The organism is Bradyrhizobium sp. S3.12.5, assembly GCF_040548225.1.
Lineage (GTDB): Bacteria > Pseudomonadota > Alphaproteobacteria > Rhizobiales > Xanthobacteraceae > Bradyrhizobium > Bradyrhizobium cytisi.
This window is the reverse complement of the sequence record NZ_JBEPRF010000013.1, coordinates 83,061-108,203: the sequence shown is the minus strand read 5'-3', so window position 1 is coordinate 108,203 and position 25,143 is coordinate 83,061. Positions and strand designations below refer to the sequence as shown.

The window sequence follows — 25,143 nt, the reverse complement described above, 5'->3', positions numbered from 1 at the left end:
ATGACCACCAGCGACGATGCTGTGGCGGTCTTGGGTGTTCAAGCTCCACCGGCAACCCGGTGGACGTCGAGGTGGCGTCTGGCTCTGCCGGTCGGGCTTCTCGCCGTCCCGATGCTGGCATTCCTGACTTACTTCTTCTTCTATCCGGCACTGGGGCTGCTGTTCTCGAGCATCCAGACACAGGACAGCCGCGGCATCATCGGCCGTCCGTTCACTCTTGCGCACTACGCCCGTCTGATCAACGTCGAGCTCTACGCACGCGTGCTCTGGACGACGCTGCGGATCAGCATCATCACCTCCGCGCTCGCGACGTTGCTCGCCTATCCGGTTGCACTGGTGATGGTCAAAAGCCGTCCGATGGTCACGCGCATCATCACCTTGATCGTCATCGCGCCCCTGATCGTCAGCGTGGTCGTCCGTGGGTACGGCTGGCAGCTCGTGCTGCAGAACGGTCCGAAGGGAATGCTGAACTGGATCCTGATGACGCTGCATATCGTCGATGCCCCGATATCGGTCCTCTACACCGAAGTAGCCGTCGTCATCGGGTCGCTGCACGTGTTCTTCCCAATGATGGTTCTGCCGCTGGCCTCGGCGCTCGGCAAGATCGATCCCAACCTCGAAGATGCAGCCCGGATGTTAGGCGCGCCATGGTGGAAGGTGTTCCTCCGCGTGACGCTGCCGTTGAGCATGCCCGGCTTCGTGGCGGGATTTACCCTGGTATTCTCCCTCACCGCCGGCTCCTTCGTCATTCCTGCGATCCTGGGCGGCGCCTCGGCGATCATGCTCGGCAATCTGATCGAGCAGCAGATCTTCGTCGTCTACGACTGGCCGTTCGGCGCCGCGATTGCCGCCGTTCTCGTCGGCCTGGTCCTGGCGGTGAACGGCGTCTCGATGTGGCTTCTGGAAGGACGGCGTCTCAGGAGGCCCGAATGATGGACGAGCGATTTTCCGGCTTCGGTGCCTTCATCCTCTACACCATCACCGCCGGCATGATGCTGTTCATCCTGGCGCCGCTGCTCCTCGTCATGGCGGTGTCGGTCTCCGATTCCTATTTTGTGACGTTCCCGCCGCAGGGCTTCACGCTGAAATGGTATGCCAAGGTTCTCCAGGACCGCGATTTCCTCGAGGCGATGAGGCTGAGCATCCTGCTCGCGCTTGGCACGACGGTGGGCTCGCTCCTGTTCGGCGTGCCCGCGGCCTTTGCGCTGGTCCGTGGCAACTTCTTCGGCCTGGCCGCGATCAAGGGGTTCTTGCTGTCGCCGCTGATTTTCCCGGCGCTGGTCACGGGCCTGGCGCTGCTTCAGGTCCTGACCAAGCTCGGCTCGCAGGATGCCCGGCTCAACCTTCTGATCGGGCACGTGGTCGTGACGTCGCCCTATGTCATCCGCACGGTCGTCACCAGCCTTCAGATGGTGGATGAGAACCTGGAGGATGCCGCGCGCACGCTTGGGGCCAACCGGCTGACGACCTTCTGGCGGGTGACGTTGCCGCAGATCGCCTCCGGCGTCGCCGCCGGCGGACTGTTCGCCTTCATGGTGTCCTTTGACAATTATCCGGTCACGATGTGGCTGGCGAACTCGGAATACTCGCCCGTGCCGCTCGTTCTGATGCGGCAACTGGTCAACGTCTTTGATCCTTCCGTGCCTGCGATGTCGACGATCATCATTCTGATGGCGATGGTCGGCGTGCTGCTGCTGGAGAAACTGGTCGGCCTTCGCCGCGCGCTGGCTGCCTGATGTGCATTGGTAGATGGAGATTGGACCCATGAAGCTGACACGTAGGACTCTCATTAAAGCCGGTGCATCCGCGGTTGCTTTCCCGACGATCATCAGTCGGTCCTGGGCGCAGGACGCCAAGCAGCTGCATGTCGGCGTCTACAACTCCGCGCTGGGCAAGCTGATCCAGAAGGAGGTCATTCCCAAGTTCGAGGCCGAGTTCAAGTGCCGCGTCTTCACGATCGAAGGCGCGACGCTATCGAACATCGCCGCCCTCCGCGCCACCCGCGATACGCCGCGCTTCAGTATGATGATGATGGACGATGTCGGCATCCCCCAGGCCAAGCAGGAAGGGCTGATCGACAAGCTCGACGCGAGCAAGATCCCGAATCTTGCGAAGGTCTATCCGCGCTATCTGTTCGAGGAGGATTATGGCGTCGGCTTCTCGATCTCGAGCGCGGCCATGTTCATCAATCCCCAAGTGACGAAGCCGCTCGAGAGCTACGAGCAGATATTCGAACCCAAGTATCGCAAGCAGATCCTGCTGAACACGCCCAAGAATACCCAGAGCGTGCTGATGCTCATCGTGGCGACGGCGCTCACGACGGGCAAGCCGCTGAAGGAAGCGCAATACCTGGTCGATAGCGGCTGGGACAAGCTCGCGACCCTCAAGCCCAACGTTCTGACGATCTACGACAGCGAGGCGCAGGTACTCCAGGTGGCCCAGGGTCAGGCGACGATTGGCGGCATCGAATATTCGAAGGCGATCTATCCGCACACGGCCAAGGGCATGCCGCTCGACATGACGTTCCCCAAGGAAGGCGCGTTCACCGGCATCAACAGCATGACGCTGGTCAAGAATGCGCCTGAACCGGAGCTTGCCTGTGCACTGATCAACCGCATTCTGGAGCCCTCGGTCGCCAAGATGTTGTCCGATCAGACCCTCAGCGCGCCCTCGGTGGGCGGCATCGACTTCAAGCCGGAGACGGCCAAGTTCCTGGCCTATCCCGACACCAAGGCCACTGATCTCGGGCTGTTTACGCCGGACTGGAAGTTCATCGTTCCGCGCCGCGGTCCCTGGCTGGAGCGCTATAATCAGGTATTCACCAGCTAGGGCAGGCTGCCATGAAGTCTTCCGAAGTCAGGCTTGACCGCCTCAGCAAGGAATACAACCGCACCGTCGCGGTCGATGACGTCTCGCTGATGATCGAGCCGGGCCACATGGTGGCGTTGCTTGGTCCGAGCGGATGCGGCAAGACGACCTGCCTGCGCATGATCGCGGGGCTGATCCGCCCGACATCCGGTGACGTGTTCGTCAACGACAACAGGATGACCGGCGTTCCCGTGCATCGCCGCAACGTCGGGATGTTGTTCCAGAACTACGCGTTGTTTCCTCACCTGACCGTCGAGGAAAACATTGCATTCGGCCTCGAGATGCGCGGGATATCCAAGGCCGATGCTGCAAGGAAGGTGGGCGAGGCGCTCAATCTCGTCCAACTCTCCAGCTTCGGCAAGCGCTATCCGGCGCAGCTGTCCGGCGGCCAGCAGCAGCGCGTCGCACTGGGGCGCGCCCTGGTGATCGAGCCGGCCATGCTGCTGCTCGACGAGCCGCTCGGGGCGCTCGACAAGGGGCTGCGCGAGAGCATGCAGGTCGAGCTGCGGGCCCTTCAGCGCCGGCTCGGTCTGACCACCGTCATGGTGACCCACGACCAGGACGAAGCCCTGACGATGGCCGACAAGATCGTGGTGATGCGCGATGGCAGGCTCGAGCAGGTCGGCTCGGCGACCGAGATCTATCAGCGCCCGACCTCGAAATTCGTCGCGCAGTTCATCGGCGCGTCAAATCTGTTTGAGGGCTCCATCGAGCAGCGAAACGGGAACGGAGCGCTCATTCGTGTCTCCCCCGAACTGAGCCTTGAGGTCCATGAAATACCGCAATCGGCCAGCGACGTGATGGTCTCGATCAGGCCTGAGGCAATCGTCGTCGAGAGAGCTGGCCTGACCCCGGCGGCACAACGCGCCAACAGCGTGATGGCGCGTGTCGACCAGGCCATCTATCGCGGATTCGTCAGTCACTACTACCTCAAGACGCCGAGCGGCGGGCAGATCATCGTGTTCGAGCAGAATCAATCGCAGCAAGCGGGACTTCGATACGCCGTGGGCGAGCAGGTTGTCGCGCGGTGGGAGTCGCCCAGCAATCACGTCATCGTGCGTCACTGAAGCTCGGGACGAGTGCGGCGTCTCGCGGGCAATCGACATCTCTTATACCCGCAGACGAACACCGTCTTGGATCGGCTTTCGCTGCGTGGCTAGATTTGAGGTTGGCGGCGCCCACGAGCGTTGGACCAGCGAGGCCCTCTTGTCGATTAATCAGCCCAGCGCCCCCTTCGTCGGCACGATCGAGAAAAGCCCGAAGATCAGCCTGATCGGCACACTTGCGATGCTGGTCGAGGCGCCGGGTGATTTTGACCTGGTTCAGCAGGGACGCATCTGGGCCCTGGCGGATGCTGTTTCCGCCTGGCCCAACGTCCAGGAAGCCGTCATTGGCGTGACCAATGTGATGCTCGTATTCGAGCAGCCGCCTGCGGATATCGGCATGCTCAGCGCTTCGATCGCCGAACTGTGGCATCGTACGCCGAGCCGCAAGACCGGCGTCAAGGTGATCGAAATTCCTGTGGTCTATGGCGGGGAGCTCGGTTTCGATTTGCCGGCGGTCGCAAGCCGTTCCGGACTGTCCGAACGCGAGGTCATTAGGATCCACAGCGAAGGCGACTACACCGTCTGCGCGGTCGCGAGCTCGCCGGGGTTCGGCTACCTCCATGGCCTTGATCCGCGCATCCAAATGCCGCGCAAATCGGTGCCGTCACTCAGCATGCGCGCGGGCTCGGTGACCATCGGCGGGATGCAAACCGGCGTTGCGGTGCTGACAAGTCCGAATGGATGGAACGCCATCGGATGGGCCTCGGTCGCGATGTTCGACCCGCGGTCTGAACAGCCTTCGCTCATGCTTCCGGGCGACCGTGTCAGATTCAGGATCGATCGGATCGAGCTGTGATCGAGATACTGACCAGCCCCGCCTTCAACACCATCCAGGACCTCGGCCGCCACGGCGCGCGTCGTTTCGGCGTGAGCACGTCGGGCGCCATGGATCCCGTCGCGCTTGCCGCGGGAAATGCGCTGCTCGGCAATGATGACAATGCGGCCGGCATCGAGATCCAGACCTTTCCGTTCCGCCTGCGCTTCCAGACAGATGCCGCGTTTGCGCTCACCGGCGCAGATCACGCCTCGACATTGGCGGGATCAACCGTCCGGCCGTGGTGGTGCATGCGGGCGAAGGCGGGGGACGTTCTCGCGGTCACCGCGCCGCGGCGTGGCGCGCGGGTCTACGCAACGTTCGGCGGCGGCATCGATGTTCCGCGCGTGCTGGGCTCGCGCAGCACGCATCTGCGCGGCGGCTTCGGCGGGCTCGAGGGCCGTACCTTGCAGGCCGGCGACGCCGTGCCGATCGGGCGTTCGCCGCACAGGAGCGACGGCCGCTTCGATTTTGGAGTCGCGCCGCCGGATGTGGCGATCGCGGGCGCCGCTCCAGCGGATGACCGTGTGCTATTGATACGCGTCTTGCGGGCCGGCGAATATGACCTGTTTTCGGAGGCGATGCAGGCGGCGTTCTGGTCCACGAGATGGAAGATCAGTGCCCGCAGCGACCGCGGCGGCTACCGTCTCACCGGCGGCAAGCTGACATTGGACGCACCGGTCGAGATGCGCTCGCATGGCGTTGTGCCTGGCGTCGTGCAAGTGCCGCCGGCCGGCGAGCCGATCATCCAGATGAGCGACGCCAATACGGCCGGTGGCTATCCAAAGATGGCGGCCGTGATTGAGGCCGATCTCTGGCGCCTCGGCCAGGCGGCACCTGGATCGTTCATCGCCTTCTGCGAGGTCAGCTACCAGGACGCGGTCGCGGCCATGGCTCCCGTCAACGACTATCTCGCGAAGCTGCGAGCAACCGCGGATCTCTATCGAGAGCTTTAGAGCATGATCCGGAAAAGTGTGAAACGGTCTTCCGAAAAGATCATGCTCAAACAAAAGTAGACGTCAACAACAACAAGAGCAGGGTGCGAGCATGAAAATCGGCATCAATTCGGACATGGGCGAAGGTTTCGGCAATTATCGCATCTGCGACGACGAGGCGCTGATGGGCATCATCTCGTCCGCCAACGTTGCGTGCGGCTTCCACGCCGGCGATCCGATCATCATGGATCGCATGGTCCGCCTGGCGAAGCAGAAGGGGGTCGAGGTCGGTGCCCATCCGGGCCTGCCCGATCTGCTCGGGTTTGGCCGCCGCGTCATCCAGATGGATGCGGCTGAGCTGGAGAAGCACATGGTCTATCAGATCGGCGCCTTGCAGGCGATCGCAGCCAATGCCGGTCACCGCGTGACCCATGTCAGCTTCCATGCGGCGATGGGCAACATGGTCAATGCCGATCCTGATATGGCCGATGTCGTCGCCCGTGCGATTGCGACCATCAATCGCGATTTCATCGTGTTCTCGCAGCCGGACGCCGAGATCGTGCGCGCTGCGCGCAAGGTGGGGCTGCGCATCCTCACTCTGTTCCTGGCTGACCGCGCCTATGACGAGAACGGCCATCTGGTGTCCCGCAAGCTTCCCAACTCCGTCATCGCCTCGACTGATGCGGTGGCCGAGCGGGTCAAGCGTTTTCTTGATAGTGGCACCGTGCAGACGATTGAGGGCAAGTCGATCAAGGTCGAGGCGCGCTCGATCCTGATCCACAGCGACACGCCCGGATCGGTCAACCTCGCCGGCACGGTGCGCCGCGTGATCGAGCAGGGCGGCGGCGAAGTCGCGCCCGCAACTGTCCTGCTCAATTGATCGGGCTGCTCCCGGAGGGCGGGCGGATCCGCACAATCGGTGTGCCGTAGCCGACCGTTGCACCAGGCTCCGCGATCACGGCATCGACGGTGCCGGCGGCCGGTGCCACGATTGGCGCATACAACAAGCCGATCTTGACGAGGCCGACGATCGCGCCGGCCTGGATGTGCTGGCCCGGTGCGACGAACGGCTTGTCCCGCCAGGGATGGGTCGCGAGGAAATGCCCTGCGACGTCGGCCTTGGCGATGACGGAATGGTCAGCAGCCGGTGCGGCAGGCGTCGGTGACGCGGCCATTCGCGGGCCCGTATCGACGACGAGCTTCAGGGACTGGCCGGGCTCCTCGATCTCGATCGTGTCGACGCCGGACCTTTCGAGGATTTGCGCCAGCCGCGCGATATCGGTCAGCTTGATCGGCATGTTCTGATCTCCTCGATAAGACGCACATTGGTTCTGAGCCGCTCGATATACGCTGACATCTCGGCCTCGGCCGCCAGCGCTTCGGCATAGGCCGTCTGCTCGAACCGCAGCTTGCTTCCGAGCCGCGCCTGCCCGACGCGCCACAAATCGGCGCGGATCACGGTCGCGATCTTCGGATAGCCGCCGGATGTCTGGGCGTCGCGCATCTGGATGATCGGCTGTCCGTTCGGCGGAATCTGGATGACGCCGGGGACGATGCCGTGCGAGCGTTTCTCGATCGGCACTCTCGGCTTCACGGCGGGGCCTTGCAGGCGGTAGCCATAGCGGTTGCTCTGGGGCGTGATCTTCCAGCTACTGGACCAGAACAGCGCCTGCGTGGCAGCGTCGAACCCGTCATATTCGCCGGCGATCACGACCCTCACGATGGTTTCGTCCGCGGCAGTGTTCGACCGCGCAAGTGTGATATCGGCCGGCTCGACTCCGAGCTCGCCGATGGTTGCGGCTGACGCGGTGCAGGGCAGGATATCCCCGGGCTGGAGCGGACGTCCGTGAAGGCCGCCGAACTCCCCGCGAAACTGCGTGCTTCGCGAGCCCAGCACCATGGGCACGTCGATGCCGCCGCCGACGGTCAGATAAAGTCGTGCGCCGCGGGGCATCGCCTTGATGTCCAGAAGATCTCCGGCGCGGGCGTGCGACCGCCACCATGGCGGGATGACGCGTCCGTCGATTTCGGCCTCGACACCGGCGCCCGTGAGCGCAAAGGCCATGTCCCGGTCGAAACGGAGGCGGAACGGCATCATCGGGATTTCGATGCCGGCAGCGTTCTCGTCGTTGCCGAGCAGGATGTTGCCGGCGCGTAGCGCAACGTCGTCCATCGCGCCCGCCGTGCCGACCCCGAAGCGATACTGGTCGAAGCGGCCGAGATCCTGGACGCTGGCGGGACCTGTGACCGACAGGATCTCGATCAACGGATCACCTGCTTGATCTCGAAACGGATGGTGTCACCTGGTGCGAGCGCGGCCGGCGAAGGCCAGGACGGATCGAAGAACGTCCAGCTTGTATGCCCGATGGCGTGCCAGCCGCTCGGCCCGGGCGATGCGGAGACGCCGGTCTGCGATCCGCCAATGGAGACCGAACCGCCCGCGGAACGCTGTAGCGGTATCTGCCGCCGCGGCATGGTGATGCGCGGGTCCATGCCGCCGAGGTAACAATAGCCGGGATGGCTCCCGAGTGCGAACACCGTGTAGAGCGGTGCGGCATGGATCGACACCACGTCGTCCACGGACAGGCCGCAATGATCGGCGACGGACTGAAGCGATGATCCGACCTCGCCGCCATAGGTGACCGGCAACCGGATCTCGCGGCCGCCAATCGCGAGGCCTTCCGCTGCGTCCCAGCCGTCGTTGAGCGCGGCGATCAGCCCGTCCAGCTCGCGGGGCGGCGTTTCGAAGGTCAGCATCAAATTGGTGATGCCGGGGATGGCTTCGCGGATTCCTGGCCATCTCGAAGCGGCGGCGGCCAGCGCCCAGATGCGCCGCTGATGCGGCAGGTCGAACGCGCCAGGCGCCTCGAACAGGAGGGCTGATGTCCCGAGCAGGCTGATCCGCGGCCGGCCCGGCGTCGTCATCGCGAGGCCACCCGCGCATTCATCCAGTACTCGAGATGATGGATGTCATAGCCGCCACGGCAGAAGGTCGGGTCGGCGAGGATCGCCTGATGCAGCGGCACATTGGTTCGGATGCCTTCGGCGCGTAGTTCGGACAGGGCGACGCGCGCACGCGCCAGAGCTTCTTCGCGGGTGCCGCCATGGGCGATCAGCTTGCCGATCAGTGAATCATAGTAACGGGGAACGGTGGCGCCGGCTGTGATATGCGAATCGACGCGGATGCCGACGCCGCCCGGCATATCCCAGCGCGTCACCGTGCCGGGCGATGGCGCGAAGGTGGTGGGGTCTTCGGCATTGATGCGGAACTCGACCGCATGGCCGACGCGCGCGATCTCGCCTTGCGCGATGCCCAGCGGCTCGCCTTGCGCGATGCGGATCTGCTCCCTCACGATGTCGATTCCCGTCGTCATCTCGGTGACGGGATGCTCGACCTGGACGCGCGTGTTCATCTCGATGAAGAAGAACTGCCCGTCCTCGTAGAGGAATTCGAACGTGCCGGCGCCGCGATAGCCGATCCGCCGGCAGGCTTCGACGCAGCTTGCGCCCACCTGCTCGATCAGTGCGCGATCGATGCCGGGTGCGGGAGCCTCCTCGACGACCTTCTGGTTCCTGCGCTGAAGCGAGCAGTCGCGATCGCCGAGCCAGAGATGGTTGTCATGCTGGTCGCATAGCACCTGAATCTCGATATGGCGGGGCTTTTCGAGGAATTTCTCGATGTAGACCGCAGCGTTCGCAAAGGCCTTGCTGGCTTCCGCGCGGGTCAGCGCCAGCGCCTCGTCCAGCGCGGCTTCGTTGCGCACGATCCGCATGCCGCGCCCGCCGCCGCCACCGGCAGCCTTGATGATGACGGGATATCCGATGTCCCGCGCGATCGCGCGCACCTCGGCAGGATCATCCGGCAGGGCGCTGTCCGGCCCCGGTACGCAAGGCACGCCCGCCAGTCGCATCGCGCGCTTGGCCGCGACCTTATCGCCCATGGTCCGGATACAATCCGCGGGAGGGCCGATGAAGTTGAGACCGGCGTGCACGACCCGATCGGCGAACTCCGCGCTCTCCGAGAGAAACCCGTAACCCGGATGAATGGCCTGAGCGCCGCTGACCTCGGCCGCGAGCAGGATCGCCGCCACGTTGAGATAGGTGCTGCTCGCCGGTGCCGGCCCGATGCAGAGCGCCTGGTCGGCGAGCGCGACATAGCGCGCCTCGCTATCCGCCTCCGAGTGAATGACGACCGTCTTGAGACCCATCGCCCGACAGGCGCGCTGGATACGAAACGCGATCTCGCCGCGATTGGCGATCAGGACCTTGTTGAACATCAGGACGAACCCGTGGGACCGATCCGGAACAGGGCTTGCCCCGCTTCGATCTCGTCACCGTCCTCCGCGAGGATCGCAAGCACGACACCTGGTGCCTCGGCGGCGATGTCGATGAAGGTCTTCATCGCTTCGATGATGCAGATCTTCTGCCCAGCCTCGATCCGCGCGCCGACCTCGACCAGCGGCGGCTCGTCCGGAGCCGCAGCCCGGTAGAACACGCCGTGCATCGGCGCAGGCACGACAATGTCGGCGGTGGCCGAGGTAGGCACTTCGGGAGCAGGACTCCCCTGGCGATCGAGGAGGGGAGCCTCAACGCTGCCTCCGCTTGCTGGCTGCCTCGGAACCGGGGCCGCTCCGGCAGACGCTCGCTTGAGGATGCGGATACGGGTGCCGTCCTGCGTAAGGTCCAGCTCCGCGATGGAGGAGCGCGCAACCAGATCCACGAGTTGTTCGATTTTGGGAAGGTCCACGGTCACGCTCCGCGTTGACGGCAAGTCGAGTTCGGGGCGTTCATGCGTCACTCGGCCGGCGGCCGGCCCTTCTGTGCAAAATTGAGGCCGCCGACGACTTGCTGGGTCGGCAGCACTTCCATGAAGGCGACATTCATGCGCGCCGGCGACCCGACCGCGAATGCGATCGAATTGGCGATGTCCTCGGGCTGAAGTGCATCATAGTCGTCGAAGAAGCGGCGCTTGGCTTCGGCCAGATCGCCCAATAGTCGTCCGAACACTTCCGTCTCGACCCGGGCCGGCGATATCTCGGTGACGCGTACCCTGGTCCCGTAGAGATCGACACGCAACTGCTGCGACAGTGAGTGAATGCCCGCTTTGGTGGCGTGATACACGGTGTTTCCGCCGCCAAACGCGTAGTGGCCGGCGATGGAGGAGATATTGACGACGTGGCCTCGATCACGGTGCGCCATGCCCGGCACGATCAGTCGCGTCAGATGCAGAACCGCACGCAGATTGACGTCGATGAGCGCGTCGACGTCTTCAGGTGTCGTGTCCAGGATATTGCCGCGCCGGGACTGGCCGGCGTTGTTGACCAGGACGTCGAACTCGGCCGACTTCGCCAGTGCCGCAAGCGCGTCGAGGTTGCTGATGTCAACGGCGCAGGGGCGGCATCCGGTCTCCGCGGACAGGGCGCTCAGGCGGGTGGCATCGCGGGCCACGGCGTGAACTTCGAGCCCTTCCGCACGCAGGCGGCGAACCGTCGCAGCTCCTATTCCCGAGGATGCGCCCGTCACCAGGGCCGTTCGATAGTCCGAAAATCCCATCCGCGAGGGCTCCTCTGCTACCGTCCGACCCGCTGGTGGCGTCGGCTGCAACGCGAGCGGCGGACGAGATCAGCACTAGCTATAGGCCCCTCAAGTTCCCAGTGGTAAGAACAATTCCTTCTGATCCCATAGCTTCAGCCTATTGCTGCTGCATTGCTCCCTGACCGGATATCCGGAGACGCCCTATTGGATACGAAACGCTTGGAGGCCTTCATCAAGGTCGTGGATCTCGGCAGCATGACGAGCGCGGCGAAGGTGCTGAATGTCGCGCAGCCGGCCCTGAGCCAGCACATCGCGAGCCTGGAGGCGGACTTCAAGTGCAAGCTGCTCGACCGCAGCGCCCGCGGGGTCAAGCCCACCGAGGCCGGACGAATCCTCTATCGCTATGCCAAATCGATCCAGCGGCAGATCGAAGAAGCCCGGCGTACCATTCTGGACAACAAGCCGGAGCTGACCGGCAACGTCACGATCGGTCTGGCGCCGCTCAGCTCGGCGGCATTGCTGGCGACCCCGCTACTGATGCAGGTACGCCAACGCTATCCCGGCATCGTGCCGCACATTTACGACAGCTCCGGGGTCATGCTCAGCGAAATGATGCTGAAGGGGAGCATGGATATGGCGGTCCTGTACGGCGATCGCCCGGTGACAGGTCTCGATTACAAGCCGCTGATGCGCGAGCATTTTTATCTTGTCGCGCCCCGCAGCATGTATCCGGAGCAGATGCCTCCGGAGGAGGTTTCGGCGGAGGAGGTCGCGCAATTCGACCTGCTTCTTCCATATCGGGAATCCTTCTTGCGACAGACGGTCGAGCGGGTCTGCGCCGAGGTGGGACTCCGCCCGCGCATCGTCGCCGAGATCCATTCCCAATCGACCCTGTCTTCGGCGATTGCAGCCGGGGTTGGGGCCGCCGTGCTGCCCATTTCCATCGCAAAGGCATTGCCGAACCTGGATGAACTCTGCATTCGGCGGATCAATGCGCCGTCGGCCTCGCAGCAGATGTCGCTGTGCATTTCCGATAACGCTGCCTTGTCCGACGCCGCATTCGCTGTCTACAAGATATTGCTCGAGATCATCGTCAAGACCTGGGGGCAGTTCGATATCCCTCCCGACGCGGTTACCATCGCAGAGGGTGCTCGAACGCCTCTGGAGGGCCAGAAGAGCGAGCCATAACGAAACACGATGTGGCAATCCTAAAATCTGAAATTCTCCGATCTGAGACGGTCGACTATCTCAGGTGAAGCTTAGATTGCGGACCCTCGGAGGGACCATGGTTCACGTTGTCAGAACTTTCGATCGGCCTGCTGCAGACCTCGTCGAGCGCATCAAGCAATTTCCTCCGTCCACCCTGCACGAGGCGCAGGGGCGCTCGGGTGCATTGACGTCGCGGATCAAGCCGATCTATCCGGGAATGCGCGCCTGCGGGCCGGCGCTGACGGTCAGTTGCCATCCGGGCGACAACATGATGCTCATCACCGCCATCTCATTGGCCAAGCAGGGTGACGTGCTCGTAGTGAGTGCAGGCGATCATCCCGAGCAAGGCGGGTTCGGCGAAGTGCTGTCGACGGCCTGCGTCGCCAAGGGCATCGTCGGCCTGGTCACGGATGCCGGCGTTCGCGATGGCCCGGCGGTGCGCGACACCGGATTCAAGGTCTTCTCCTACGGACTCTGCATGAAGGGTACCGTCAAGGAGACGCTCGGCACCATCAATCAGCCGATCGTCATCGGCGGCATTGTGGTTCGTCCCGGCGATATCGTGAGTGCCGACGACGACGGTGTCGTGATCGTGCCGAAGGAGAACATCGCCGACGTCTGCGTCAAGTCGGCGGCGCGCGAGGACAAGGAAGCCGGCGTGATGAAGGCGCTCAAGGCCGGCGGGGATATTCTCGAGCTGTCCGGCATCGGCAAGGTGCTGGAGTCCAAGGGCTGCACTTTCGCCTGAGCGGTCCCGCGCCGCAAGGCGCAACAACAGGAAAACCAGTGGCAGCCATTCTCGGCTGGCGAGCATCGGTACCGCGTCGTCGATAATTGAGCCAAGCTGCCGGGCGGCCGGCAGCTCACCGACGTCGCCTCCGTCGCGGTCGATAGCAAGAACCGCATTTACGCCTTCAACCGCGGCGCCCATCCGATGGTGGTGTTCGACCGCGAGGGCAATTTCCTGCGGCGCTGGGGCGAGGGACTGTTCTCCCGCCCGCATGGCCTCCACGCGGCACGGCCACTTCTCCCATGACCGCATACGTCGACAACGACGCTCTGCTGAGGCAGCCGGCAAGCACGGCAGGGAGTTCCCCGCTGTTTCAGGAAATGGTCAAGCGTTCAGCGGTCGACCCGATCAGCCCAGCGGTACATCAGTTTCAAGAGTTTCCGAGCGCTGTGCGGACGGTTGCGGACGCTTTGGAACGGGCTTGAACAGCCTGATTGGTGCCCCTGGCCGGAATCGAACCAGCACTCCTTGCGGAACTCGATTTTGAGTCGAGCGCGTCTACCAATTCCGCCACAGGGGCCCTCGGTCGGTCCCGGGAGGGAGCCTCGCGAAGCCGGCGGACTATAGCCATGGACAAACCGGGGTCAACCCGCGCCAAAGCGATCCCGGGCGTTCTCGACAGCCGCACGGGCGGGAGTTAGAGGCTTAAGGCCACGACCCGAGTGGGGGGCTGGAAGAGCAAGCCACCGACCGGCTGATTGAGGTCCGTCCCGGGCGCGAAGTCCTCATCCGGGTTTTTCGTTCAGCCTATGGGTCCCGACAACACCCGCCGCTCCGCGCCGGATTTCCAGCAATTGTTGGGATCGTTCCAGGCAGCGCGAACATCGATGATCGATTTGGCGAGTTCGGTGATGAAGACGGCGACCTCCAGCGGTGCGAACGGGCTGAACAGCAGACCGATCCGAACGGCAATACTGCCGATGGTCCACCACGAGACCGAGGCACTCGTTGCCTGCCATAAGAACTTCATCGTTCCGGTCAGGAGCCCGTAGTCCCACAGCAGCTCGAGCGCGTTATAGACGGTGGTAGGCGTTGTGCCTTTATTGAACACGACGCGCAGCTGCGGCACCAGGCCAATCGTGTTGATCCGTTGGGCCAGATAATTGGTCAGGCCGGCGGCGACCTTGGAAATATTCATGCTGAAGCTGAACACGGAGTACAGGGTCAGCCCGAGGCTGATGATGAACTGAATGGCCCACGTGGTGCAGGCGTCGAACTCCCCTTCATAGATGATGGTGGATTCACCATCGGCATGCAGCCACAAGCGGCTACGGTCCCCCGCCAGCGGCTCGACGCTGAATTGAAACGGTACGCGGTAGGTCCCGCTTGCGAGCTGTTCCGCCCGCAGCGCAAGATTCGCCTGAAATCGCGCCGCAAATTCTTCCTGCTGCTCCGGAGCAAGCCCGAGGCGCTCGGTCATGAAGGCGCGGAACTCGGCAACCATGGCGCGACGGGTGTCGAGCGACAGATCATCGGACCGCACATTGCGTGGCGTCATGTGGGTCGCGACAGGTAGCAGCGGTGGTCGTGGCCGTTGCGCCATCGTATTCACGCTGACCGTGCCGGCACTTCTGATCGCCACAACCGACGCATTGCCGACGATGCCGACCGGATTGAGCGACCAACTGTTCTGCGCCCGCGGCGGCACGAAATCATAGTCGGCGATGCAATTGGCATCGTTGATCGGGTCGTCGGTCATGTAGTTCTGGATTTGGGCCGCTGTTAAGACGTAACTCCACAGGCTCACGGCCTGGATGTAACCGACGAAATTATAGGACGGCAGCGCGGCGCTGCTGGTCGCCGCTGCGCCGACCAATGGCGCGCCGCTGGACCGCGCGGTTGCGAACGCCATCGTGCCGGTCGCGTCTTGCACGCCATCCAGGAAGATCGCGGCGTTGCCGCCGGCAGCGCTCCAGGTTGCCGTCACATTGCGCCAGCGATTGACCTGAAGCGCCGTGGTTGAAACCACGGCCGTCGCGCCGCCGATCTGAAACTCGATCTTGCCGGCCGCATTTATCGCCAGCGACATTCCCGCGGCGCCATACAAGCCGTTGGAGAAGATCGCCTGCTTGCCCGGCTGCGCCTGCGGCGAAATCCACGCCATGACCGTGAAGTCCGCGGCGGAGCCGCCGGGATTGACGGCATTGTCGTTGTAGGGATCGCAAAAGGCGCCTTCGACCAGGTTCGCCGCCGGCGTATACAGCAGGTAGGCGACGCCGGTCGCCGAAACCGTCACCGGCGCGCCCTGCCCCGAGGTGTCGATGGGGGGCGTTTGCGTGAAGTCGATTTGCGCCATCAAATTGGCGGTGTTCGCCGCGTACCTGCTCCACTGCCGTTCAAAAATAATGTCTGGCGGCAGCGCAATATTCCAGAAACGGGCGCCGGTCGTCTGGCCATAGAATCCGCCGCCGATCGTCATCGGCTGGCCCTGGTTAGCGACGCCAGAATCCGTCATCGTGATGAAATTGCGCCGCAATCCATTGAGGAACAGCGACATGGTGGCGCCATCGAACGTGACGCAGACGTGATACCAGGTGTGCGGCGCGAGCAATGGAGTGCTGACGAGCGGAAAGATCTGGCTCTGGCGGGCGGCCGAAATGCATCCGCCTTGCGTGACGAGCGCGAACTCTCCTTGCCGGCTGACCAGGTTCATCTGGTCGACCAGCGCGTCGAGGTAGACCCAAACCTCGATCGACCAGGTATTGCTGCCCTGAAAGCTGATGCTCGGCATGTTGCCGAGGGTTACGGCGCCGGCACCGGACGAGAACTCCGTGAGGCCGGACTGAGAGCGCGGTTGAACTGGCATGGTGCTAAGCCGGTACGACGAAGTTCACTTGGCCAAGCTTGATCAGCATCTTTCCGCCGCCGTCTTTGGCGAGGCCCTTCACCAGATGATCTTCGGTAACCTCATAGTGGCGAACCACGTCGCGTTCGATCTCGTCCAGTTCGTCAAATAGCTGCGAGGCGGGCACCTGATAGGCCATCAGGTCAAGCGTCATGCCGCGCGGGAACGTCTGTCCGGATGGCGCGGTAGCGGACATCGCCAGGGACCCGGAGAGAAAGCCGGCCGGGACGCTGTTCTGGAAACCAATGATCTGATTGCCGTTGGGATCAGGCGCCGGGATCGTCCCGTTCCAGTTGATCGGACAGGATTGGTGGGTGCACTGCATGGTGACGGCGGTATTGAGCGGGCAATTGCGCGCGGTGAGCGAGAAGTAGAAGTAGTGCGGGACCGAATCCTGGTTGGAGAATTCTACATTCTTGATGACGTTGGCCTGGCCGTTCGGAACGATGATGATGTTGCGCCATGCGACGGCGGGATTGTTCTGCACCCATTGGACGTAAGCGGCATTGCTGGCGAAACGGGCCGGGATCGTAACAACGGTATTGGGGGTATTGACGATCGCGACCAGACAATGGCTCCAGGTGGGGTCCGGCACGCTGCTCCAGAAAAAGGCCGGGCTGCTGAGCGCGATGTCATTTGGATTGAGATTGGTGCTGCCCGATGCGTTCACGAACGATACGCTTGACTGGCCCGCCGACGTAAGCAGCTGATTGTTCCGCCATGTGTCCGGCAACATCACGAGCGAGGTCTTGGCGAAGTAGAGAGAGGCCGTTCCGGTCTCGGTGCCGCCTGGCTGCAAATTCTTGGCGCGGATGTAGATGTTGTTCAGGCCGGGATTGAGGATGTGCTTGCCCTGATCGGGACCGCCATACGTCGAAATGGCCTGCTCCACCGACAACGTGCCACTCTGGAGCGGGATGATGTCGGGCGACATGTATGGAACGCCCGTCGACGGGAAGACGCCGGTGTCGCCAAAATTGTCCCGCACGTAGATGTCTTGATAGCTCGGCATCGCCTGCTCCCTACGCTTACCCGCTCTGAGATATATGGTATATCGACACAATCAAACATTGCATCGCGGGCCCTGCAAATCAACTAAAAGTTTTATTTCTGATTTTATCGCCCAGCTGGCCGGCGACGTCGCCTTCCGAATGAGGGCGTTGCGAAGCCGGCGGACTACAGCCATGGACAAAGCGAGGTCAACCCGCGCCAAAGTGATCCCGGCCGTTCTCGACAGCCGCACCGGCCAGGGTTAGAGGCTTAGGGCCACGTCCCATCTGGAGAGGCCGCCGTGACGACCCAGAGTGCCGCAATACCCGCGTTTCGACCGGCCAGTACGCCGGCGCTGACCGCCTCGCTGGCGGTCACGCTGATCGCGGCGGCGACGATCGCGGGCGCCTGGTTCTTTCAGCTCGTGCTGGAGATTCTGCCCTGTCCGCTCTGCCTCGAGCAGCGCTACGCCTATTATCTCGCGATCGCGCTCGGTGCGCTCACGGCGCTCGCGGCGCGGAGCGGCGCGCCGCGGCCGCTGCTGCTGGCCGGGCTCGCGCTCCTCGCGCTGGCGGCGCTCGCCAATGCCGGCCTCGGCACCTATCACTCGGGCGTCGAATGGGGGTTGTGGAAGGGGCCGACCGACTGCACGGGTCCGGTCGGAAATCTCGGCAGCGCCGGCGATCTGCTGTCGCGGCTCGACACCGTCAAGGTGGTGCGTTGCGACGAGGTGCAGTGGCGCTTCCTCGGCCTGTCGCTCGCCGGCTACAACGTGCTGATCTCGCTGCTGATGGCCGCGATCGCCGCCTGGGGTTTCGTGCGGACGGCGAGCCGCACGTAATTACAGCACGCTTGCGCCTTCGTGCTGGAAGCCGAGATAGCTCGCCGCCACCGCCTCGTTCGCCGCGATGTCGCTGGCCTTGCCGCTGAGCACGAACTCGCCGAGCTCCATCACATAGGCCTGGTCGGCGATCTTCAGCGCGGCCTGCGCATTCTGCTCGACCAGCAGCACGGAGACGCCGCTGGCGCGCAGCTCGGTGATGATGCGGAAGATATCGGCGACGATGATGGGCGCGAGGCCGAGGCTCGGCTCGTCCAGCATCAGGAGCTTCGGCGCGCCCATCAGCGCGCGGCCCATGGCGAGCATCTGCTGCTCGCCGCCGGAGAGCGTGCCGGCAAGCTGCTTGCGCCGCTCCTTCAGGCGCGGAAACAGCGCATAGACCTGCTCGATCGAGGCCTTTGCCTTGCTTCTCTCGATGCGGAAGGCGCCGAGCTCGAGATTGTCCTCGACATTCATGGTCACGAACAATTCGCGGTGCTCCGGCACGAGGCCGAGCCCCATCGCGACGCGGTCCTCGATGTCGAGCCGGGCCAGGTCCTGGCCGGCAAAGGCGACACGACCCTTGAGCGGCAGGATGCCCATGATGGCCGACAGCAGCGTGGTCTTGCCGGCGCCGTTGGCGCCGACGATGGTGACGATCTGGTTCTCGCCGACCTCGAGCGCGACCGAGCGCACGGCTTCGACCTTGCCATAGGCGACATGCGCATCGGTGACGGACAACAGCGCGCTCATGCCGCCACTCCGAGATAGGCCTTGATCACTTCGGGATTGGTCTTGATCGTGGCAGGCGTGCCTTCCGCGATCTTGGTGCCGAAATCCAGCACCACGATGCGGTCGGCGAGATTCATCACAAAGCCCATGTCGTGCTCGACCAGCAGCACGCTCATGCCGCCGTCGCGCAAATCGCGCAGCAGTTTCGCAAGCTGCTGCTTTTCCATGTGGCGCAGGCCGGCCGCGGGCTCGTCGAGCAGCAGCAGCATCGGATCGACGCACAGCGCGCGGGCGATCTCGACGATGCGCTGTTGGCCGAGCGACAGAGATCCTGCGAGTTGATGCATCTGGTCGGCGAGGCCGACGCGCTCGATCTGGCGGGCGGCTTCCGCAAGCAATTTTGCCTCGTCGGCGCGGTCGAGACGCAGCATCGAGGCGAGCGGCCCGGAATGGCCGCGCAGATGTGCGCCGATCGCGACGTTCTCCAGCACGGTCATATCGGGCACGAGCTTGACGTGCTGGAAGGTGCGGGAGATGCCGAGCTTGACGATCTCCTGCGGCGGCGCGCGATCCACTTTCCTGCCGAGCACCGAGATCGAGCCCGAGCTAGCCGATAGCACGCCGGTGATCAGGTTGAAGGTGGTGCTCTTGCCGGCGCCGTTGGGGCCGATCAGCGCGACGATCTCGCCGGCCTGGACCTCGAAGGAGACATTGTTGACGGCGACCACGCCGCCGAACTGCTTGCGCGCCTTCTCGACCTGGAGCAGCACGCTGGATTGGCCGGGCGGGCGGGGTCGCGCCTCCAGCTTCAGCGAGGTGTCCGGCTTCCTGCCAGCCGTGCGCTCGGGCAGGAATGACATCAGCCAGGGCCAGACGCCGCCGGGTGCGAGCTGCAGCAGCGCCACCAGCAGGATGCCGAATACGATGGTCTCGACCTGGCCGGAGCCGGGCAGGATCAGCGGCAGATAGCTCTGCAGCACCTCTTTCAGGATCACGACGATCGCAGCACCCAGCACGCCGCCCCAGACATAACCGGCGCCGCCGACCACCGCGATGAAGAGATATTCGATGCCGGCCTGCGCGCCGAACGGCGTCGGATTCACCGCGCGCTGGAGATGGGCGTAAAGCCAGCCGGAGAGGCCCGCAAGCACGGCGGCGTGGATGAACACCAGCAGCTTCGCGCGCGGCGTGTGCACGCCGAACGCTTCGGCCGCCACATGGCCGCGCCGCAGCGCGCGGATGGCGCGGCCGGTGCGGGAGTCCAGCAGGTTCATCGTGAGCAGGGCCGAGAGGATGACCGCGACCCAGATCGCAAAGTAGATCGAGCCGGGTGAGAGCATCCTGAACGTGCCGATCGACAGCGGCGGGATCGCCGAGATGCCGTCGTTACGCCCGAGGAATTCGAGCTTGCTGAAGAGGTAGAACAGGCCGAGCCCCCAGGCCAGCGTGCCGAGCGGCAGATAATGGCCGGAGAGGCGGACCGTAACCAGGCCGAGCAGCACCGCAAGCAATCCACTGACCACGAGCGAGAGCGGCAAGGTCAGCCACGGCGACAGTCCGTAAGCCGTCGTCAGCAGCGCCGTGGTGTAGGCGCCGAAGCCGACGAAGGCGGCCTGGCCGAACGAGGTCAGGCCACCGACACCGGTGAGCAGCACAAGGCCCATCGCGACCAGCGCGGTGAGGCCGATATTGTCGAGCAGCACGATCCAGAATGGCGGCATGCCCGGGACGAACGGGATCGCTGCCATCAAAGCTGCGAAGATGAGGATGGGAAGCCGGCTCTGCATCTTAGGCGTCAGTCCTTCTCTTCCTCGACGGCAGGTGCGGCTAGCGACCGCAGCAGCAGCACGGGGATCAGGAGCATGAACACGATCACCTCCTTGTAGTTAGAGGCATAGAAGGACGAGAACGCCTCGACGATGCCAACGAAGAGGGCTGCGACCGCCGTGAGGGGATAGCTGACGAGGCCGCCGATGATCGCGGCGACGAAGCCCTTCAGGCCGATCAGGAAGCCCGAGTCATAGTAAAGCGTCGTGATCGGCACGATCATGATGCCCGACAGCGCACCGATGACGGAGGCCAGCAGGAAGGCGATCTGGCCCGACAGCGTGGTGCGGATGCCGGCGAGCCGCGCGCCGAGCCGGTTGACGGCGGTGGCGCGCAGCGCCTTGCCGTAAAGCGTCAGCCCGAAGAACAGCCAGAGCCCGACGATGAAGGCGATGGTGATGCCGTAGACCGTGATGCTCTGGCCGGTGAAGCGCAGCGAGCCCGCGGTGAACGCGCCGGAGAGCACCGCCGGTCCGCGCTGGCCCTCGGCGCCGAAGAACAGCAGGCCCAGTCCTTGGAGCGCCAGATGGACGCCGACCGAGGCGATCAGCAGCACCAGCACCGAGGTGTGTGCCAACGGCTGGAACGCGATGCGATACAGAAACAGGCCGATCATCGCGACGATCAGCAGCGACAGCGCGATGCAGACCGCAACCGGCGGCTTCTGGCCGGCGAAGTACAGCGTCACCGCCAGCACGATGGCCGGCAACACGATGTTGCCGAGGACGCTGCGGACGATCAGCCGACCATGCAGCGCCTTGCGGGCCACGAACAGGTCGAACGCGAAGGCGACGGTGCCCATGGCGAGCGCCAGCTTGGCCGTGCCCGGCATCTGGCCCGAGGCCAGCGAGGCATAGGTCAGCGCGCCATAGGTGACGAACTCGCCCTGGGGGATCAGAATGACGCGGGTGACGGCAAATACCAGCACCAGCGCCAGGCCGAGCAGCGCATAGATCGCGCCATTGGTAATGCCGTCCTGCAGCAGGAACAGCATGATGGTGGTGTTCAAGACCGGACGCTCCCCCTCTACGATCCGGACCGGTCTCCGCGATCGCGGTGGATGGTCCGTTCACAGCCATTGAAATACGCTGACGATATTTGATATGATCCATAACAATTATCGAATATAACTTCAAGGGTGAGAGACGACCCCTCCCGAATTTAGCGGGATTACGAGCACGAGGCGATGACCGTTTCCAAAACCGCTGAAAAGTCCTCTGAAAAGCCTGGCGACGGGGCCAAGGGCCGCAAGGATGCCGCCGAGGGCCTGCCCGAAGCCCTCCAGCTCGGCGAGCTCTCGGAACAGCTCGGCTACGTGCTCAAGCGCGCCCAGCTCAAGGTGTTCGAGAACTTCTTGCGCTGCGTGGCCTCGCTCCAGCTGACGCCGGCGCAGTTTTCGGTGCTGCTGCTGGTGGAGAAGAACCCGGGCCGTAACCAGACCGAGATCGCCTCGACCCTCGGCATCCTCCGGCCGAATTTCGTCGCCCTGCTCGATAATCTCGAGAGCCGCGACCTCTGCGCCCGGATCCGCTCCACCAACGACCGCCGCTCGCACATTCTCGTTTTGACCGACAAGGGCAAGGCCGTGCTGACGCGCGCCAAGAAGCTCGTCGCCACCAAGCACGAGTCACGGCTGAACGAGCTGCTGGGCCAAGCCAACCGCGAAGCGCTGCTCGGGATGCTGTCGAAGATCGCAAACGAGTTTTGAGCCTCCGCCGTCATCGCCCGCGAAGTGGGCGAATCCAGTACTCCGAGGCGGTCGTGGGTGATGGAGAAGCTGCGGCGTACTGGATTCCCCGCCTGCGCGGGGAATGACAGTGTCGCTGGGGCTGCCGTCTCAATCCACCAGGATCACCCGGATATCGTTCACGTTCGTCAATGTCGGGCCGGGCATCAGCAGATCGCCCGTCGCCTCGAAGAACGTCGTCGCGTCGTTGTTGTCGAGATACGCCTGCGGCTGAAGCGCTAGCGCCTTGATCTTCGCGAATGTCGCCGCGTCGATCAGTGCGCCGGCGGGGTCGGTGGGATGGCCGGCGCCGCCATCGGCGCCATCGGTGTCGCCGGCGAGTGCGGAGATGTTGGGCGTGTCCTTGAGCAGCCCAGCGAGCGCCAGAGCATATTCCTGGTTCGGGCCGCCGCGACCATGGCCGCGCACGGTGACCGTGAGCTCGCCGCCGGAGAGGATCGCGACGCGCTTGCCTTGCGCGCGGGCCTGCAGCGCGAGCCTGGCGTGATCGGCCGCGACGTCGCGGGCCTCGCCTTCGAGATCGGCGCCGAGATCGATGGTCTCGTAGCCGGCGTCCTTCGCGAGCTTCACCGCGGCATCGAGCGATTGCTTCGGGCGCGCGATCAATTCGAAACGCGCGCGTGCAAAGGCGGCATCATTCGGCTTGGCGCTTTCGTTGGCGGGATCGTCGAGCGCACGGCGCACGGCATCGTCGATGGCGAGCTTGTACTTTGCGACGATCGCGCGCGCATCCGCAAGCGTAGTCGGATCGGGCACGGTCGGGCCCGAGGCGATCGCGGACGGATCGTCATGCGGCACGTCGGAGATCGCGAGCGTCACGATCTCGGCGGCGTTTTGGCCTGCGCGCGCGAGACGCCCGCCCTTGATCCGCGACAAATGCTTGCGCACGGTATTCATCTCGCCGATCGGCGCGCCCGAGCGCAGCAGCGCCTTGTTGACCGCCTGCTTCTGCGCAAAACTGATGCCGTCCACCGGCGCGATCCAGTTGGCCGAGCCGCCGCCGGTGAGCAGCACGAGCAGCAGATCGTCAGGCCCGGCTTGGCCCGCGAGCGCGAGCGTGTCGGCGGCGCCCTTGAGGCCAGCCTCATCGGGCACGGGATGGCCGGCCTCCACGACGCGGATGCAGCGCGTCGGCACGCCATAGCCATGGCGCGTGGTGGCGATGCCGACGAGCCGCTCCGGCGCGAGCGCGAGCGTATCGAGATAATGCCGCTCCGCAGCCGCGGCCATCGCGGCGGCGCCCTTGCCGGCGGCGAGGCAGATCACGCGCCCCTTCGGCACAGGGCGCAGATGCGGCGCCAGGATCGTGTTGGGATGGGCGGCGGCAACGGCGGCGGCGTAGAGCGCGCGGAGCAGGGGGCGGCGGTCGGTCATGACGATGGCCTTCGGCAAACTCGTGAGCAGACTAAAGCGAGGGCGAGAGGGCCGCCCATGACCTGCCTACCGCATCAGGCGCCAAAGCGTAAGCCGGCTTTGCCATCATTCGATTGTGCAATCGCGTGATCATAATTGGCGCGCAAACGAAAACCTCCTGCGATAGCTTCGCGGGAGGTTTTCTGTCCGCCGTTTCGGGCTAGCCGCCGACGTCGGCGCTGATCACGTCGCCGAACAACTCAAACTTCTCGCCCTTGAACTTCTCAAGCTGAAGCTGGCTGATCGGCGCGAAATCGGTCGGCGAGGTGTTGATCTTCACGCCGGGCAGCAGCGCCTCGGTGCGGAAGTCCTTGAGGTTCGCCGCCTGCTTCATGATGTTCTCGCGCGTGAGATCGTCACCGCACTGCTTCAGCACCTGGACCAGTGTCTGCGCCACGGCATAGCCGACGATGGTGCCCTTATCGAGCTTGTCGCCGTCGGGGAAGTATTTTCCCATGAACGCCAGGAATTCTTTCATGCCGGCATCATTGGCCCATGCGGGATCCGACACGTCCTTCAGATAATCCGCCGAGATGACATCCTGACCGTTCTCGAAGCCGGCCGGCTTCATCACGCTGCCGACGGAGGCCGAGACGTTGTTGAGGAAGTGCAACGGCTTCCAGCCGATCTCGGCGACCTTCTTGATCGCCTGCGCGGCAAATTTCGGCGTCGTGATGTTCATGAAAACGTCGGCGCCAGTCGATTTCAGCTTCACGATATGGTTGTCGATGGTCGGTTCGGAGGTCTCGTAGCTCTCCTCCGCGACGATCATCGAGGACGCCTTGGCGCCGAGGCCGTCCCTGAGGCCCTTCAGATAGTCCTTGCCGTAATCGTCGTTCTGGAAGAGCACAGCGATCTTGGCGTCCGGCTTGTTCTTGAGCAGCCACTTTGCGTAGATCTGTGTCTCGCTCTGGTAGTTGGGCTGCCAGCCCATCGTCCAGGGGAAGTTCTGCGGGTCGTTCCACTTGGTGGCGCCGGTGGCGACGAACAGCTGAGGCACCTTCTTCGAGTTCATGTATTTGTGGATCGCCGAGTTCGGCGGCGTGCCGAGCGAATTGAAGATGAACAGCACCTCGTCGCTCTCGACCAGCTTGCGCGCCTGCTCCACCGTCTTTGGCGGCGAATAGGCGTCGTCATAGCTGATGTAATTGATCTTGCGGCCGTTGATGCCGCCTTCGTCGTTGATCTTCTTGAAATAGGCGGCTTCGGTCCGCCCGATGATGCCGTAGGCGGAGGCCGGTCCGCTGTAGGGCATGATGTTGCCGATCTTGATCTCGGTATCGGTCGCGCCGGTATCGTATTTCTTCTGGGCCGACGCGATGGAGGTCGTGGCCGCAATGAGCGCGAGCGCCAGTGACGCGGCCGCAAGCTTGCCGGTGACAGCGGGCATTCAAATCTCCCTATTTTCTTGGTGTGTGTGCGCTCCTTTTCTTGCCTTGATTGTTTTTGGCGACGCGGCCGCAATTCAATACGATTTGCCTGATGCCTTCAACAGAAAGCCCCCGCGGCAAC

The 25,143-nt window shown here is 63.8% G+C and carries 24 protein-coding genes and 1 tRNA gene; 11 read left to right on the top strand and 14 right to left on the bottom strand.

Features of this window, described 5'->3' with window-relative positions:
• From ABIC09_RS20535 to ABIC09_RS20505, 7 genes are all read left to right on the top strand, one after another.
• Positions 1–933, top strand: a complete 933-nt coding sequence (locus ABIC09_RS20535; RefSeq protein WP_354085629.1) for an ABC transporter permease — start codon at positions 1–3, stop codon at positions 931–933.
• On the top strand, positions 930–1,736 hold the full coding sequence (locus tag ABIC09_RS20530) for an ABC transporter permease (protein WP_354110364.1): 807 nt from the start codon (positions 930–932) through the stop codon (positions 1,734–1,736). Before ABIC09_RS20535 ends, ABIC09_RS20530 begins: the two co-directional genes overlap by 4 nt.
• Positions 1,737–1,764: 28 nt before the next feature.
• Positions 1,765–2,829, top strand: coding sequence for an extracellular solute-binding protein (locus ABIC09_RS20525; protein ID WP_354110363.1), 1,065 nt, complete (start codon positions 1,765–1,767; stop codon positions 2,827–2,829).
• An 11-nt stretch (positions 2,830–2,840) separates the two neighbouring features.
• Positions 2,841–3,935 (top strand): ABC transporter ATP-binding protein, encoded by a 1,095-nt coding sequence (locus tag ABIC09_RS20520; RefSeq protein ID WP_354110362.1) that lies wholly within the window; start codon positions 2,841–2,843, stop codon positions 3,933–3,935.
• A 139-nt stretch (positions 3,936–4,074) separates the two neighbouring features.
• Positions 4,075–4,770 carry a 5-oxoprolinase subunit PxpB gene (gene pxpB, locus ABIC09_RS20515; protein WP_502917687.1) on the top strand — a complete coding sequence of 232 codons (696 nt, stop codon included), beginning with the start codon at positions 4,075–4,077 and terminating at the stop codon, positions 4,768–4,770.
• A complete protein-coding gene (locus tag ABIC09_RS20510) occupies positions 4,767–5,744 on the top strand; it encodes a 5-oxoprolinase subunit C family protein (protein ID WP_354110360.1) in 978 nt (325 codons plus the stop codon). The genes pxpB (ABIC09_RS20515) and ABIC09_RS20510 overlap by 4 nt, the downstream gene beginning before the upstream one ends.
• A 91-nt stretch (positions 5,745–5,835) precedes the next feature.
• Complete coding sequence (locus tag ABIC09_RS20505) at positions 5,836–6,603, top strand: LamB/YcsF family protein (protein WP_354110359.1); 768 nt, start codon at positions 5,836–5,838, stop codon at positions 6,601–6,603.
• Here ABIC09_RS20505 and ABIC09_RS20500 read toward each other — a convergent pair.
• From ABIC09_RS20500 to ABIC09_RS20475, 6 genes are read right to left on the bottom strand one after another with little or no spacing between them, the layout of a single operon-like run.
• Positions 6,596–7,021, bottom strand: a complete 426-nt coding sequence (locus tag ABIC09_RS20500) for an acetyl-CoA carboxylase biotin carboxyl carrier protein (RefSeq protein WP_354110358.1) — start codon at positions 7,019–7,021, stop codon at positions 6,596–6,598. The genes ABIC09_RS20505 and ABIC09_RS20500 overlap by 8 nt on opposite strands.
• Positions 7,006–7,989, bottom strand: a complete 984-nt coding sequence (locus tag ABIC09_RS20495; RefSeq protein WP_354110357.1) for a 5-oxoprolinase subunit C family protein — start codon at positions 7,987–7,989, stop codon at positions 7,006–7,008. The genes ABIC09_RS20500 and ABIC09_RS20495 overlap by 16 nt, the downstream gene beginning before the upstream one ends.
• On the bottom strand, positions 7,986–8,648 hold the full coding sequence (pxpB, locus tag ABIC09_RS20490; protein ID WP_354110356.1) for a 5-oxoprolinase subunit PxpB: 663 nt from the start codon (positions 8,646–8,648) through the stop codon (positions 7,986–7,988). Before pxpB (ABIC09_RS20490) ends, ABIC09_RS20495 begins: the two co-directional genes overlap by 4 nt.
• Complete coding sequence (gene accC / locus ABIC09_RS20485; RefSeq protein ID WP_354110355.1) at positions 8,645–10,000, bottom strand: acetyl-CoA carboxylase biotin carboxylase subunit; 1,356 nt, start codon at positions 9,998–10,000, stop codon at positions 8,645–8,647. The genes pxpB (ABIC09_RS20490) and accC overlap by 4 nt, the downstream gene beginning before the upstream one ends.
• Positions 10,000–10,470, bottom strand: a complete 471-nt coding sequence (gene accB / locus ABIC09_RS20480; protein ID WP_354110354.1) for an acetyl-CoA carboxylase biotin carboxyl carrier protein — start codon at positions 10,468–10,470, stop codon at positions 10,000–10,002. Before accB ends, accC begins: the two co-directional genes overlap by 1 nt.
• Positions 10,471–10,517: 47 nt before the next feature.
• Positions 10,518–11,276 (bottom strand): SDR family oxidoreductase, encoded by a 759-nt coding sequence (locus tag ABIC09_RS20475; protein ID WP_354110353.1) that lies wholly within the window; start codon positions 11,274–11,276, stop codon positions 10,518–10,520.
• Positions 11,277–11,462: 186 nt separating this feature from the next.
• Between ABIC09_RS20475 and ABIC09_RS20470 the strand changes: the two genes are divergently transcribed.
• Positions 11,463–12,446, top strand: coding sequence for a LysR substrate-binding domain-containing protein (locus ABIC09_RS20470; RefSeq protein WP_354110352.1), 984 nt, complete (start codon positions 11,463–11,465; stop codon positions 12,444–12,446).
• 97 nt (positions 12,447–12,543) lie between these two features.
• Positions 12,544–13,215 carry a 4-carboxy-4-hydroxy-2-oxoadipate aldolase/oxaloacetate decarboxylase gene (locus tag ABIC09_RS20465; protein ID WP_148755320.1) on the top strand — a complete coding sequence of 224 codons (672 nt, stop codon included), beginning with the start codon at positions 12,544–12,546 and terminating at the stop codon, positions 13,213–13,215.
• A 477-nt stretch (positions 13,216–13,692) separates the two neighbouring features.
• On the opposite strand, the gene ABIC09_RS20460 is transcribed toward ABIC09_RS20465, so the two are convergent.
• The 3 genes from ABIC09_RS20460 to ABIC09_RS20450 all read right to left on the bottom strand — a co-directional run bounded on the left by ABIC09_RS20460 (position 13,693) and on the right by ABIC09_RS20450 (position 17,114).
• Positions 13,693–13,777: transfer RNA gene (locus tag ABIC09_RS20460), tRNA-Leu, on the bottom strand.
• A 222-nt stretch (positions 13,778–13,999) separates the two neighbouring features.
• Complete coding sequence (locus tag ABIC09_RS20455) at positions 14,000–16,063, bottom strand: LamG domain-containing protein (RefSeq protein ID WP_354110351.1); 2,064 nt, start codon at positions 16,061–16,063, stop codon at positions 14,000–14,002.
• A 4-nt stretch (positions 16,064–16,067) separates the two neighbouring features.
• On the bottom strand, positions 16,068–17,114 hold the full coding sequence (locus ABIC09_RS20450) for a hypothetical protein (RefSeq protein ID WP_354110350.1): 1,047 nt from the start codon (positions 17,112–17,114) through the stop codon (positions 16,068–16,070).
• 279 nt (positions 17,115–17,393) lie between these two features.
• On the opposite strand from ABIC09_RS20450, the gene ABIC09_RS20445 reads away from it, so the two are divergent.
• Positions 17,394–17,933 carry a disulfide bond formation protein B gene (locus ABIC09_RS20445; protein ID WP_148755315.1) on the top strand — a complete coding sequence of 180 codons (540 nt, stop codon included), beginning with the start codon at positions 17,394–17,396 and terminating at the stop codon, positions 17,931–17,933.
• Here ABIC09_RS20445 and ABIC09_RS20440 read toward each other — a convergent pair whose 3' ends face one another.
• Genes ABIC09_RS20440 through ABIC09_RS20430 form a run of 3 tightly spaced genes read right to left on the bottom strand, consistent with a single transcriptional unit; the run spans position 17,934 to position 21,480 of the window.
• A complete protein-coding gene (locus tag ABIC09_RS20440) occupies positions 17,934–18,665 on the bottom strand; it encodes an ABC transporter ATP-binding protein (RefSeq protein ID WP_354032445.1) in 732 nt (243 codons plus the stop codon). It lies immediately after the preceding gene.
• Positions 18,662–20,431 carry a branched-chain amino acid ABC transporter ATP-binding protein/permease gene (locus ABIC09_RS20435; RefSeq protein WP_354085618.1) on the bottom strand — a complete coding sequence of 590 codons (1,770 nt, stop codon included), beginning with the start codon at positions 20,429–20,431 and terminating at the stop codon, positions 18,662–18,664. The genes ABIC09_RS20440 and ABIC09_RS20435 overlap by 4 nt, the downstream gene beginning before the upstream one ends.
• An 8-nt stretch (positions 20,432–20,439) precedes the next feature.
• Positions 20,440–21,480 (bottom strand): branched-chain amino acid ABC transporter permease, encoded by a 1,041-nt coding sequence (locus tag ABIC09_RS20430; RefSeq protein ID WP_354110349.1) that lies wholly within the window; start codon positions 21,478–21,480, stop codon positions 20,440–20,442.
• 177 nt (positions 21,481–21,657) lie between these two features.
• Between ABIC09_RS20430 and ABIC09_RS20425 the strand changes: the two genes are divergently transcribed.
• Positions 21,658–22,179 (top strand): MarR family winged helix-turn-helix transcriptional regulator, encoded by a 522-nt coding sequence (locus tag ABIC09_RS20425; RefSeq protein WP_148755312.1) that lies wholly within the window; start codon positions 21,658–21,660, stop codon positions 22,177–22,179.
• A 129-nt stretch (positions 22,180–22,308) separates the two neighbouring features.
• Here ABIC09_RS20425 and ABIC09_RS20420 read toward each other — a convergent pair whose 3' ends face one another.
• Both ABIC09_RS20420 and ABIC09_RS20415 read right to left on the bottom strand, forming a co-directional pair.
• Positions 22,309–23,592, bottom strand: coding sequence for a glycerate kinase type-2 family protein (locus tag ABIC09_RS20420; RefSeq protein WP_354110348.1), 1,284 nt, complete (start codon positions 23,590–23,592; stop codon positions 22,309–22,311).
• 199 nt (positions 23,593–23,791) lie between these two features.
• Complete coding sequence (locus tag ABIC09_RS20415; protein WP_354110347.1) at positions 23,792–25,021, bottom strand: ABC transporter substrate-binding protein; 1,230 nt, start codon at positions 25,019–25,021, stop codon at positions 23,792–23,794.
• Between the last annotated feature and the right edge of the window lie 122 nt (positions 25,022–25,143).

Excerpts from the sequence above, each read along its gene's own strand:
- ABIC09_RS20535 (WP_354085629.1), top strand. The coding sequence starts at position 1 with ATGACCACCAGCGACGATGCTGTGGCGGTCTTGGGTGTTCAAGCTCCA.
- ABIC09_RS20530 (WP_354110364.1), top strand. The coding sequence starts at position 930 with ATGATGGACGAGCGATTTTCCGGCTTCGGTGCCTTCATCCTCTACACC.
- ABIC09_RS20525 (WP_354110363.1), top strand. The coding sequence starts at position 1,765 with ATGAAGCTGACACGTAGGACTCTCATTAAAGCCGGTGCATCCGCGGTT.
- ABIC09_RS20520 (WP_354110362.1), top strand. The coding sequence starts at position 2,841 with ATGAAGTCTTCCGAAGTCAGGCTTGACCGCCTCAGCAAGGAATACAAC.
- ABIC09_RS20505 (WP_354110359.1), top strand. The coding sequence starts at position 5,836 with ATGAAAATCGGCATCAATTCGGACATGGGCGAAGGTTTCGGCAATTAT.
- ABIC09_RS20500 (WP_354110358.1), bottom strand. The coding sequence starts at position 7,021 with ATGCCGATCAAGCTGACCGATATCGCGCGGCTGGCGCAAATCCTCGAA.
- pxpB (WP_354110356.1), bottom strand. The coding sequence starts at position 8,648 with ATGACGACGCCGGGCCGGCCGCGGATCAGCCTGCTCGGGACATCAGCC.
- accC (WP_354110355.1), bottom strand. The coding sequence starts at position 10,000 with ATGTTCAACAAGGTCCTGATCGCCAATCGCGGCGAGATCGCGTTTCGT.
- ABIC09_RS20475 (WP_354110353.1), bottom strand. The coding sequence starts at position 11,276 with ATGGGATTTTCGGACTATCGAACGGCCCTGGTGACGGGCGCATCCTCG.
- ABIC09_RS20465 (WP_148755320.1), top strand. The coding sequence starts at position 12,544 with ATGGTTCACGTTGTCAGAACTTTCGATCGGCCTGCTGCAGACCTCGTC.
- ABIC09_RS20455 (WP_354110351.1), bottom strand. The coding sequence starts at position 16,063 with ATGCCAGTTCAACCGCGCTCTCAGTCCGGCCTCACGGAGTTCTCGTCC.
- ABIC09_RS20450 (WP_354110350.1), bottom strand. The coding sequence starts at position 17,114 with ATGCCGAGCTATCAAGACATCTACGTGCGGGACAATTTTGGCGACACC.
- ABIC09_RS20440 (WP_354032445.1), bottom strand. The coding sequence starts at position 18,665 with ATGAGCGCGCTGTTGTCCGTCACCGATGCGCATGTCGCCTATGGCAAG.
- ABIC09_RS20435 (WP_354085618.1), bottom strand. The coding sequence starts at position 20,431 with ATGCAGAGCCGGCTTCCCATCCTCATCTTCGCAGCTTTGATGGCAGCG.
- ABIC09_RS20425 (WP_148755312.1), top strand. The coding sequence starts at position 21,658 with ATGACCGTTTCCAAAACCGCTGAAAAGTCCTCTGAAAAGCCTGGCGAC.
- ABIC09_RS20420 (WP_354110348.1), bottom strand. The coding sequence starts at position 23,592 with ATGACCGACCGCCGCCCCCTGCTCCGCGCGCTCTACGCCGCCGCCGTT.
- ABIC09_RS20415 (WP_354110347.1), bottom strand. The coding sequence starts at position 25,021 with ATGCCCGCTGTCACCGGCAAGCTTGCGGCCGCGTCACTGGCGCTCGCG.